Origin of the sequence: uncultured Bacteroides sp. (assembly GCF_902472605.1) — a bacterium.
Classification (GTDB): Bacteria; Bacteroidota; Bacteroidia; order Bacteroidales; family Bacteroidaceae; genus Phocaeicola.
In genome coordinates, this window is record NZ_CABROP010000042.1 from 16,076 (window position 1) to 28,732 (window position 12,657).

The window sequence follows — 12,657 nt, forward strand, 5'->3', positions numbered from 1 at the left end:
AGAGAATTTATATATCAAGTGCTGAACGGAGGACATTGGAGAATCTACAGGCCAGCCGTTCTCGTGATGGTGTTCCAAGTGTCTGCCTCGCGAATATATTGAAAACTACTTGGAGAAACATCTTCAGGTGCTATGGCCAGAGCAATCGGTGAACCGTTTGATGCTGAGCGTGTCAAACTCTTTGGTGTCCTGTTTGAGGCATTGCATAACCAACCATTTGAAATTATAGATGAACCTAATGTTAAAACATCTGCCCTTCGAAATTTTGCCTTTTGCGAGAGCTATTTCTCCAATTATATTGAAGGTACGGAATTTGAAATAGAGGATGCGAGACAGATCATAGAAACAGGACAACCGCTGCCGGCCCGCAATGCAGATTCTCATGACGTACTTGGTATATTTCACATTGTGGCAAGTCGCAGAGAAATGAAACGTGTTCCTTCGTCATCGGATGAACTGATAGATATTCTTCAGGACAGGCACCGGGTGATGATGGCTGCTCGCCCTGAAGTCATATAACTATAACTCGATATATTCTTAATCTTCAAAAAGCTTTTATTTTTATTTGTTATAATAATTCAAAATCAATCCCAATATTAGTGCAAATGGAATTCCTTGAAAAGAATAAATTTCGCATAGAGAATTTCCACTTATTTCAAAAGGCATATAGTAGGTTAAAAAAGTGTATAACCAATACAAACAAAACTTGATAAAGGCTTAAATGAAACTCTTTTTTACTCATGAAAAACCTCCTTTTAGTTTAAATATTACCAATAAGCTATCACAACATCCGTTCTTTATACAGCTTGCTTTTATTGTTTCTTTTAAATCAGCAATGCTTGACCTATTTTGACTTACAATTGCTTTTTGAATTTGTTCTAAGCATTCGCAGCTTGTTCTCCTTCTGATAGTTCTTTTATGACAGAATTATTTTCTGCTGGGGTTACATCAATATTGCTCTCTGTACATCCAATGATGATAGAACCAACAGCCATAATGCATGCCGTAATAAAATTAAAAAATGCATTTAATTTTCATATAGACCTCCTTCTTTAAGGCTAACAATTCAAATATAATAAAAAGAAAATTAGGATTATAGCTTGGCTATGGTTTTAACACTTAGGAAAGTTATATTGCTGTATATTCGTCAAGCTCTTTTATTCGCTTTACTATAAGTTCAAATCGTTTCTTTGTCAGAGGTGTAAGGGTTTCTGGGTTCTCTCTTATACTCCATTTCGTTTAAGATAACTAATTTAATCATTTTATTCTAAACCAATAAGTTTAGTATGCTATTTTGCAATAATATATTTCTTCCATAGAGATTAGTGAAGTTCTTTACAATTCTTGTTGTATTATTGTCTCTTCCGCCTTATCATCAGAAAAAAATAACTATTCAAGTTAATTTTCTGCCTTCACTTCATTGTCCTCCACCATCCGACCCCGTCCACATCAGTTGGCCATTCCGTTCTGCGGTGCAAAGGTATATCGGGCTGTTCCGCTTCATCAAGGTCAGGCCTGACGGTTTGGCTGAAAATCTTCCCTGCCGGTGGCGAGGTATTTTCTGTCAAAACCTTGCTTCTGCCGTAGCCCTTCAGACCGGGCACCGAAACGAAACGACCGATGCGACCGAAGGACGCATAAAATCATTCACTCATTAATTCATACGACTATGGCAGCAATAGCAACGAAGTTCGCTTTATAGGAAGTGCCCGCACTTGACACTCTTAAGGACGCAAAAGCTTATATCCTTCGTCAGAAAGTGAACAATAAGGAAAAACTCAGCCGTGAGGAAAAGAACTGATTTCATACCAGGTGAACCATAACACCTACTTCAAGAGCGGAATCCCGGTGAGAGGCTGGAGATTTGATTTCTCTGACATCCTGAAGACATTCCTCGTCAATCAGTATGGCTGTTGGTACGAATACAAGTCAATCGACAAGACAGCACTGAGAAACTTCCTTCACGGCAGAATAAACAAGATAGTACAAATCTAACCCCCATAAACCATGAAAAAGAGTATAGAGAAAATCCCTACATGGGCTTTTGGTTATATCTTCAACGGCGACATGACCGGTCTGACAGATGAAGAAGTCAGGATGATTGATGAAACTCTGAAAAGTATCGGTGCGGAACTTGTCTGTACTCCTTCTGATGAAGAAGCGCAACCCTATTTCACTCGATACCCTCTTTTTGGTCTGCCCACCGAAGTCGAGGATTGTGTGGTAATCATAAAAGGATCCTGACAGGAGCCTTCTGCTTCTGTATTTCCGTTCCCTTGAATAGAAACGGAAATTCCTGTTCTTCCGGGAAATAGCTGCATCTATTTCTTTAATACATTCTATGTATTTCGCTTTTTTTCTAATTTTGCCGCAAAATTAGGAAAATGAGAAAGATAACCCACTATATACTGTACATCCTGATTGCTTGTACTGCCCTTTTGAATATCCAATGCAGCGGAAACGGCAAGGAGAAAACACCGCTTCCGGAATTGGTTTATGCAGAATCCGTGATGTTTGATCACCCGGACAGTGCGCTTTATATCCTGGAGGACATGCCGATGCCTTCAGCACGCTGGGATAAGGAGAACCATGCGCTGTGGTGTCTGTTGGTTACTCAGGCGCAGTACAAACAGATGATGAAAATCCCTTCAGATTCACTTGTGAGGATAGCATACGATTATTACAAACCTACCGATAATGCCCGCAGGAAGGCGATGTCGGCTTTATATATGGGAGGCTTGAATTATAATCTTGGTAATATTGAAGAGTCTATCAGATTTTATTTAGAGGCCAAGACTGAAATGGAGAAGACCAATGATTATAAATTGGGCTATCTGATTATGTCAGGATTAGGAAGAATATATTTATATCGTAATCTTATCGAGTATGCGTTTGAAGCTTGTCAAAGTGCATATAATTATTCTGTTAAAGATTCGAATTTGCGCTATCAGATGGTTTCTTTACAATATTTAGCAAGATGTTATTGCTTATTGAATAATTTGGATAAAGCTGAACAGGTATATGAACAAAGTGCAGAGCTGGCTTTAGAATTAAAGAATAATGATTTTTATGCTGTTGTACAGCAAGAATTGGCTTTGGTTTATATTGCTCAAAAAAGATTTTATGAGTCTCTTGAGGTAGTACAAACATTACAACCTTCTTCTCAAACCTATTTGTTACGAGGACAAATATATTTATGTCTGTCTAAGACAGATTCAGCTTTATATTATTTAAAAAAATCATTAAGAACCGATAACGTATATACAAAACGTTCTGTCTATAAAACGTTGTATCAGTTATCTTGTGATTCAGAATTTAATATATACATGAAAGAGTTTTGCGATTCACTTCTTTTCTATACTGACTCTGTTATGTCCTTAGACAAAGGCAAGGAAATCATCGCCTATAAGGAGAAGTACGACCATCAGAAACTCATCACCGAACAGCAACGTCTGAAGTTGGAGAAGGCAGATGCACAGCGTATGATGTTCATCATCACGATATGCCTGATAGTGGTTATAGCTGTAGTTGCTTACCTCTATCAGAAACGGCTTGTGAGAAAGGAAACCACCATCCGCAAACAGTCGGAACAGCTACAGGAGTATATGCTTCAACTGCACGAATACGAGACACAGCTCATGCAGAACAACCGCTACATGGAGGAACTGAAGGAACAGCTGTCCGGTCAGGAAATGAACTCTGAAGAACTGCATGAATACCGTGAACAGATAGACAGCCTTCAGGTTGAGAACAGCAGGCTGTCTGAAAAGATAAACTCTCTTCAACATCATATTAACGACTATTCTTCCAAACTGGATAAGGCCAGACGTGAGGCAGATAAGTTCCGCAACCTATCGGAAGAAAATCTCTACCTGAAGCAGAGGGAACGTGTGCTTGCCGACTATTTGGTGGACAACGACAGACTGGTGAAGGAACTGAGGGAGAAATGCCGTGTCCTGGAGGCCGGTGAATGGGAGACTCTGGAACAAATGTGCGAAGGTACATACAGCAATTTCGTGAGCCGCCTTCTGGGTGTATGCCCAACTCTTACGAAGCAGGAGCTACACCTCTGTATGTTGATAAAACTACGTTTCAACAACGCACAGATGTCGGAGATCTTCGGTGTGAATACGACTTCCGTATCTCAGAAGAAGTTCCGCCTGAAGAAGCATCTGAGCGATACTCTGCAAGACGGTCTTCCGGATGAAACGACACTCGACAGATGGGTGGCAGAGTTCTGAAAAATGAAAATGTAGATTTTGGGTTTGGCGTAAAACGTATGATAAACCATTGTATATTAATATAATACATAGATTTTTATTCAGATTAAAATGTAGATATACTTTTTATACACTTAAAATTTGTATATACTAACTTTGTGGTCAGTATCAATAACAGTAAACATAAAGAGTAATATACAATGAGATTTATTAAAGTATTTTTGTTTGTGCTGACAGGAATCATACTACCTGTCAGTTTGTCCGCACAGACAGTTAGCGGAAAATTGATTGACGAGAACAGCCAGCCTTTGCCTTACGCCAATGTAGTACTACTGTCCTTGCCGGATTCCATGTTTGTGAACGGAACCATCAGCGGTGAGGACGGAACTTTCACTCTGGAGGCTACATCGAAAAATCAGATAGTGAAAATATCCTCTATCGGATATAAGACGGTGTATAAACCGACTATTCCGGCAAATATCGGTATTGTGCAGCTCGTATCGGATGCACAACAATTGGGTGAGGTTGTAGTAAAAGCAGATTTGCCAAAAACACGTGTAAAAGGGGATGCCATGGTGACTACCGTTGCAGGTAGTATCCTTGAAAACGCAGGAACAGGAAACGACCTATTAAACAAGATACCTGGTGTATCGGCCAGTGAAGGAGACATTCAAGTTTTTGGTGCCGGAACTCCTGAAATATATATCAACGGCCGTAAAGTAAGGGATAAATCCGAACTCGATCAGCTTGCTTCCGACAACATCAAGAGCGTGGAGGTGGTGAACAATCCCGGCTCGCGCTATGATGCGACGGTTAATGCGGTTATCCGAATTCAGACCAAAAAACCACAAGGAGAAGGATTCGGTTTCAACAACCGTTTTTATACAGGCTACGGCTACGGTTGGAATGTACTTGACCAGTACAACTTCAATTACCGAAAAGGAGGCTTTGACCTTTCGGGTATGCTGTATGGCAAGAAAGGATACACAGAAGACCGCAAGACCATAACACAGAAAACGCTGTTGGATAAGACATGGATACAGGATTCATATCTCTGCACACAATATGACATGAAAGATGTTTCGGCCATGCTATCGCTGAATTATCAGTTTAACGAGAATCACTCACTGGGTGCACGCTATGATTATGACCGGACACCAGAACGACATGAAACGGTAGATCCGATGAATACCCAGGTATATCAGGATGATGCTCTTTATGAGGAGAGTCACACTACGGGCTGGAGAAATACACAGGAAACCAGACATACCCTCAATGCCTATTATAACGGACGTGTAGGAGACTGGAATATCGACTTCAATGCGGACGGTTTCTGGTCGGATACGAAAAATCCTCAGGAAATGCTGGAGCAGTTCACCCCGGCGGGAGGTTCCTTAGAGAAACAGACTGTCACCACCAAAAATCTGACAGACAATACCCTTTATGCTACCAAACTGATTTTTGGTCATCCACTATGGGGAGGAAACCTCTCTTTTGGCGGAGAATACACCTATACGAACCGGAATAATGCGTACATGAATGTGGAAGGAATCTTGGATGACAATAACAGCAACATCAAGGAAAACTCTACTTCGGCATTTCTGGAATATGCCCGCAGCTTCGGCAAGCTACAGGCACAGTTAGGTGTACGGTATGAGCATTTGTCTTCCGACTATTACGAGGATGGCAAGTATATGGACGAGCAGAGCAGGACATACGACAACGTATTTCCATCCGTGTCCTTGAATCTTCCGATTGGTAAAGTACAGACACAATTGACCTACACTGGCAGTATCTACCGTCCTTCATACTGGATGCTGAGAAGCGATATCATGTACGGAAACCGATATACCTATGAAGGAGGTAACCCGCTGCTGAAACCGTCACTGATAAACCGTCTTACACTGAATGTATCATACAAGTGGATATACCTCAATTCACGATACATACACGGCAAAGATGCCATTACACAGTTGAGCAGGGCATATTCGGAAGACAATCCGACCGTTTCGTTACATTCCTTCTACAACATGTATAACAGTGACAAGTTATACACCACCCTGACATTGTCTCCAACAATCGGATTATGGTCTCCCCAGTTCAATTTCCTTCTGCTCCAGCAATGGTATAAGGTGGAAACATCCAATGGAACAGAAAACTTCAATAATCCGATATTGAACTTTGCCTGGAATAACAATTTCAAGCTGCCTCTTGGTATCAGTCTCGATGTTGATTTAGGTTTTGACACGCCGGGTGACAACGAAAATACAAAGGTGGAAGAATGGTGCTGGTTTGCCAATATCAGCCTTTACAAGAGTTTCCTTAAAGACCGCCTTTCGGTTCAGTTGAAAGCTAATGATCTTTTCAACTCATATCAGGCAAAATCATCCATTTACAGTGGTAACCGTCTGATGACAATCAAAATGGAAGCCCGCAGAAATATTGGGATTACTTTACGCTATAAGTTCAATACAGCCAAGAGCAAGTACAAAGGTACCGGTGCCGGAGAAAGTCAGAAGAACCGTATGTAAGAATCAGCATCGTATAATTAATATTGGAACTCTCTTAAAATGACATTGGGGCAGCTTTAATGATATTAAAGCTGCTCTTTGTCTTTAAATAAAAAAGATGGATATAATCAAAATCAGCGTGGATATTTCTTAATTTTGCCGCAAAATTAGGAAAATGAAAAAGATAACCCACTATATACTGTACATCCTGATTGCTTTTGCAGCCCTTTTAAATATTCAATGCAGCGGAAACGGCAAAGAAAAGAAGCCGCTTCCGGAGCTGCTTCAGGCTGAGTCCGTAATGTTCGACCATCCCGACAGTGCGCTGCACATACTAGAGTCCATGCCGATGCCTTCAGCACGCTGGGATAAGGAGAACCATGCGCTGCGGTGTCTGTTGGTGACGCAGGCGCAGTACAAACAGATGATGAAAATCCCTTCAGATTCACTTGTGAGGATTACATACGATTATTATAAACCGACAGATAATGCTCGTAGAAAAGCAATGTCGGCACTTTATATGGGTGATATAAATTATGAATTAAGGAATATAGAGGAAGCCATGCAGTATTATCTGGAGGGTAAAACAGAAGTGGAAAAAACGGATGACTACAAAACTGGTTATCTGATCATGATCTCATTATGTAGGTTATATTTATATCGTGATTTTGCTGATTATGCTTTGGAAGCCAGCAGGAAGGCATACGATTATGCTGTGAAAGATTCCAACAAGCGTTATCAGTTAGCTTCTCTTAAATATCTGGCCAGATGTTATTGCATTTCAGATTCATTGTCGAAGGCAATAGATACATATCATAAATGTAGTGAGCTAACTTTAGAACTTAATCTTGAAAATTATTATTATGACATACAGAGCGAAATAGCCTTAGTATATATGCATAAAGGTGATATCAAAAAGTCTTTAGAGATTATAAAAAGCTTTCCAATTACATACCAGCGAGCTTCATTGATGGGAAAGGACTACTACCTTTTGGGGCAAATGGATTCAGCTTATTTCTTTTTAAATAAAGCTTTAAAAACTGATAACATTTATACTAAGGTGTCTGCATACCAATACCTATATAAATTGGGGGATATTCCCAAATACCGTAAATACCTGAAAACCTATTGCGATTCCCTTCTTTTTTACAACGATTCTATCATAGCTATTGATAAAGGCAAGGAAATCGTCGCCTACAAGGAGAAATACGACCACCAGAAACTCATTACCGAACAGCAACGTCTTAAATTGGAGAAAGCAGATGCACAGCGTATGATGTTCATCATCACAATATGCCTGATAGTGGTTATAGCTGTCGTAGCTTACCTCTATCAGAAACGGCTTGTGAGAAAGGAAACCACCATCCGCCGTCAGTCGGAACAGCTACAGGAGTATATGCTTCAACTGCACGAATACGAGACACAACTCATGCAGAACAACCGCTACATGGAGGAACTGAAGGAACAGCTGTCCGGTCAGGAAATGAACTCTGAAGAACTGCATGAATACCGTGAACAGATAGACAGCCTTCAGGTTGAGAACAGCAGGCTGTCTGAAAAGATAAACTCTCTTCAATATCATATTAACGACTATTCTTCCAAACTGGATAAGGCCAGACAGGAGGCAGATAAGTTCCGCAACTTATCGGAAGAAAATCTCTACCTGAAGCAGCGTGAACGTGTGCTTACCGACTATTTGGTGGACAACGACAGACTGGTGAAGGAACTGAGAGAAAAATGCCGTGTTCTGGAGGCCGGTGAATGGGAGACTCTGGAACAAATGTGCGAAAGTACATACAGCAATTTCGTGAGCCGCCTTCAGGGTGTATGCCCAACTCTTACGAAGCAGGAGCTACACCTCTGTATGCTGATAAAACTACGTTTCAACAACGCACAGATGTCGGAAATATTCGGTGTGAATACGACTTCCGTATCTCAGAAAAAGTTCCGCCTGAAGAAGCATCTGAGCGATACTCTGCAAGACGGTCTTCCGGATGAAACGACACTCGACAGATGGGTGGCAGAGTTCTGAAAAATGAAAATGTAGATTTTGGGTTTGGCGTAAAACGTATGATAAACCATTGTATATTAATATAATACATAGATTTTTATTCAGATTAAAATGTAGATATACTTTTTATACACTTAAAATTTGTATATACTAACTTTGTGGTCAGTATCAATAACAGTAAACATAAAGAGTAATATACAATGAGATTTATTAAAGTATTTTTGTTTGTGCTGACAGGAATCATACTACCTGTCAGTTTGTCCGCACAGACCGTAAGCGGAAAGCTGATTGATGAAAACAATCAGCCGTTGCCTTACGCCAATGTGGTGCTGTTATCGCTGCCGGATTCGACATTCGTCACTGGAACCATCAGCGGCGAAGACGGATCTTTCACACTGGAAGCCACATCGAAAAATCAGATTCTGAAAATATCCTCCATCGGATATAAGATGGTGTATAAACCGACTGCTCCGACCAATATCGGTATTGTGCAGCTCGTGCCGGATGCACAGATGCTTGGTGAGGTGGTGGTAAAAAGCAATCTTCCTGTGACCCGGATGAAAGGGGATGCCATGGTGACAGGAGTGGCTGGAACAGCTTTGGAAAAAGCCGGAACAGCAGAACAGATGCTTGACAAGATACCTAATGTCACTTCGAAAGATGGAGAAATCAATGTTTTCGGTCGTGGTACTCCTGAAATCTATGTCAATGGCAGGAAACTGCTTGATAACTCTGAACTGGACAGGCTTTCGGCTGAGAATATAAAGTCTGTGGAGGTGGTCAATAATCCGGGAGCAAGATACGGTGCCGCAGTAACCTCCGTAATACGTATCATCACCAAGAAAGCGGAAGGTGAAGGATTCGGCTTTGACAACCGTGCCATGTTCCAATATAATAGAGACTGGAGCGCATTGGAGCAGCTGAACTTCAATTACCGTAAGAATGGCTGGGATTTTTCCGGTATGCTGTATGGCTCAAGAATGTACGGATGGATAAGTAAAGATCTGGTTCAGGATACTTACTTACAAGAACATTGGCAGCAGAAATCCACCACATTCAACGACTGGACATCCAAAAACTTTAACGCCCGGTTAGCCGTAAACTATACCCTCAATGAGAATTCGGCTTTAGGTATACGCTACGATTATCACAAGACTCCTTATTCAAAATCATTGATGGAAACCAATACAGATGTATATCGTGACGGGGCTCTGTCAGAAAAGACACACAGTCCCAATATCATAGACAACGGTTCCGAATATCATCAGGTGAATGCCTATTATAATGGTAAAATCAAGGACTGGAGCATAGACCTGAACTTGGACGGGTATTGGGATAAGAGCGATAAGGCAAGCTATCTTGATGAAAAGACAGAACTGGCTGACGGAAGCGATAACAATCGCTATGTATCTATCTTCAACGACATAGACAACACACTTTATGCTGCAAGGCTGATTCTGTCCCGACCTGTATGCGGTGGTGAACTGTCGTTTGGGGGTGAATATACTTATACCAACCGCAGGAATATCAATCTGAATCCTGAAGGCATTATCTCGGATGATGACAGCCGGATTCGTGAAAATATGGGTGCGGCTTTTGTGGAATACAGCAGAAAGTTTGGCCGCGTACAGGCTTTGGCGGGATTGAGATACGAGTATAATACTTCCGATTATTTTGAGAAGGATATCCGTGTGGATGAGCAAAGCAAGAACTTCAGTAACCTGTTTCCTACGTTTTCTATCGCATTTCCTATCAATCGCGTGAATTTCCAGCTGGCATATCGCACTGATATAGCCAGGCCTTCCTATTGGGATTTGAGAAGCAGCATGTTGCTTATAAACAAATATACTTATGAAACCGGAAATCCATTGCTGGACCCGAAGTTTACACATAACCTTACATTGGGGGCTACTTATAGATGGTTGCAACTGTCTGTAGGGTATAATAGGGTGAAGAATGATATTCTTAACGTAACCAGCCTGTATGACGAGAATGATCCTACCATCATGCTTATGTCACTTGCCAATGCGGAAGCATACGATAAGATTTTTGCCGGTGTAACGCTTTCTCCTACTATTGGTATCTGGAAACCACAATGGCGATTCCAGCTGAACGAGCAATGGTACGACATACAGACTCCGCAAGGTAATCTCAGTCTGGACAACCCTATGGGTACAATTATATGGAACAACAACCTGAGTCTGCCTTGGGACCTCATGCTCGATGCGGATTTCATGTACACAAGCAAGGGAGACATGAAGAACGGCAGATTCCTGAAACCGTCATGGAGAATGGATATGGCATTACAGAAAAGCCTTCTCAATGACAAGCTGAATATCCGTCTGGATGCAACAAACCTGTTCAACAGCTATAAGCGTGACTTTATGATGTATGTAAGCAATATGCAGACCATGCACATGAAAGAAGAGCCCAATAACTGTACAGTCCGGCTAACTGTCCGTTACAAGTTCAATACTGCTAAGAGTAAGTATAAAGGAACTGGAGCAGGCGACAGCCAGAAGAGCCGTATGTAAGAACCAGCATCGCATAATCAATATTGGAACGCTCTTAAAACGACAATGGGGCAGCTTTAATTATATTAAGGCTGCTCTTTTTCTTTAAATAAAAAGGTGGATATAATCCAAATCAGCATAGATATTTCTTAATTTTGCCACTAAATTAGTGAAATGAGAAAGATAACCCACTATATACTGTACATCCTGATTGCTTGTACGGCCCTTTTGAATATCCAATGCAGCGGAAACGGCAAGGAGAAAACACCGCTTCCGGAACTGGTTCAGGCAGAGTCTGTGATGTTTGACCATCCGGACAGTGCATTGCATATATTGGAAAGTATGGAGAAGCCTTCGTCACAAACTGATAAGGAGAACCATGCGCTATGGTGTCTGTTGGTGACGCAGGCACAGTACAAACAAGTGATGAAAATCTCCTCTGATTCTCTTGTGCGGATAGCATACGATTATTACAAGTCAACTAACAATGCCCGTAGAAGAGCAATGTCGGCACTTTATATAGGGAGTATAAACTATGAGCTTGGCAATATAGAGGAAGCCATGCAGTATTATCTGGAGGGTAAATCAGAGGTGGAGAAAACGGATGATTATAAGACCGGATATCTGATAATGTCTTCCTTAGGCAATCTCTATTTGTTTCGAGGGTTTGCCGAATATGCCTCGGAAGCCTGTTTGAAGGCATACAATTATGCAATAAAAGATTCCAATAAACGTTATCAGATGGCTTCTTTAAAATTTTTAGCCAGATGTTATTGCATTAGACATGAATATCCAAAAGCCGTAGAAACATATCAGCAGTGTGCTTCAGTTGCTTGGGAATTAGGGAAAGATGAATATTATTATAAGATTCAAACAGAAATTGCCTTAGTTTATGCGAATAGTGGAAACTTAAAAAAATCTTTGGAATTATCGAAATCTTTACCAACAGAGTATCAGTCAACGGTTCTTATAGGTAAAAATTATTATTACCTAAATCAACAAGACTCTGCTTACTTCTATCTTAACAAGTCATTAGATACCGATGATGTTTATACAAAGGCACTTATATATGAACTTTTATATAAAATAGGTAATAACCCCAAATATCATCAAAATTTAAAAATGTATTGTGACTCATTGCTGTATTACAATGATTCAATTATGGCATTGGATAAAGGAAAAGAAATCATCGTCTACAAGGAGAAGTACGACCATCAGAAACTCATTACCGAACAGCAGCGTCTGAAGCTGGAGAAGGCAGAAACCCAGCGCATCCTGATTGTCGTCACCCTCTGTCTGGTGGTGCTCATAGCCACCACGATATACCTGTATCAGAAACGGCTCGTGCGCAAGGAAACCACCATCCGCCGTCAGTCGGAACAACTGCAGGCCTACATGCTGCA

Annotated in this window: 6 protein-coding genes and 4 pseudogenes; 9 read left to right on the forward strand and 1 reads right to left on the reverse strand. The window is 41.0% G+C overall.

The window, feature by feature from the left end:
- Nucleotides 1-132: 132 nt before the first annotated feature.
- The gene (locus RDP42_RS10100; protein WP_308763581.1) at nucleotides 133-519 is read left to right on the forward strand and encodes a hypothetical protein; all 387 of its coding nucleotides are present in this window, start codon (nucleotides 133-135) and stop codon (nucleotides 517-519) included.
- Between the two features lie 609 nt (nucleotides 520-1,128).
- On the opposite strand, the pseudogene RDP42_RS10105 reads toward RDP42_RS10100, so the two are convergent.
- Nucleotides 1,129-1,221 (reverse strand): annotated as a pseudogene (locus RDP42_RS10105) (exo-poly-alpha-D-galacturonosidase); the annotation flags it as partial.
- Between the two features lie 484 nt (nucleotides 1,222-1,705).
- Between RDP42_RS10105 and RDP42_RS10110 the strand changes: the two are divergent.
- From RDP42_RS10110 to RDP42_RS10140, 8 genes and pseudogenes are all read left to right on the forward strand, one after another.
- Nucleotides 1,706-1,995, forward strand: a pseudogene (locus tag RDP42_RS10110) (molybdenum ABC transporter ATP-binding protein).
- A gap of 12 nt (nucleotides 1,996-2,007) precedes the next feature.
- Nucleotides 2,008-2,244 (forward strand): hypothetical protein, encoded by a 237-nt coding sequence (locus RDP42_RS10115; protein ID WP_308763582.1) that lies wholly within the window; start codon nucleotides 2,008-2,010, stop codon nucleotides 2,242-2,244.
- 392 nt (nucleotides 2,245-2,636) lie between these two features.
- Nucleotides 2,637-3,143: pseudogene (locus RDP42_RS12520) on the forward strand (hypothetical protein); the annotation flags it as partial.
- A 228-nt stretch (nucleotides 3,144-3,371) separates the two neighbouring features.
- The gene (locus tag RDP42_RS10120; RefSeq protein WP_308763583.1) at nucleotides 3,372-4,241 is read left to right on the forward strand and encodes a flagellar FliJ family protein; all 870 of its coding nucleotides are present in this window, start codon (nucleotides 3,372-3,374) and stop codon (nucleotides 4,239-4,241) included.
- A 179-nt stretch (nucleotides 4,242-4,420) separates the two neighbouring features.
- On the forward strand, nucleotides 4,421-6,751 hold the full coding sequence (locus tag RDP42_RS10125) for a TonB-dependent receptor domain-containing protein (RefSeq protein WP_308763584.1): 2,331 nt from the start codon (nucleotides 4,421-4,423) through the stop codon (nucleotides 6,749-6,751).
- Nucleotides 6,752-6,905: 154 nt separating this feature from the next.
- Nucleotides 6,906-8,762: a hypothetical protein gene (locus RDP42_RS10130; protein WP_308763585.1), complete on the forward strand. Its 1,857-nt coding sequence runs from the start codon at nucleotides 6,906-6,908 to the stop codon at nucleotides 8,760-8,762.
- Between the two features lie 179 nt (nucleotides 8,763-8,941).
- On the forward strand, nucleotides 8,942-11,275 hold the full coding sequence (locus tag RDP42_RS10135; protein WP_308763586.1) for an outer membrane beta-barrel protein: 2,334 nt from the start codon (nucleotides 8,942-8,944) through the stop codon (nucleotides 11,273-11,275).
- A 153-nt stretch (nucleotides 11,276-11,428) separates the two neighbouring features.
- Nucleotides 11,429-12,657, forward strand: a pseudogene (locus tag RDP42_RS10140) (hypothetical protein); the annotation flags it as partial.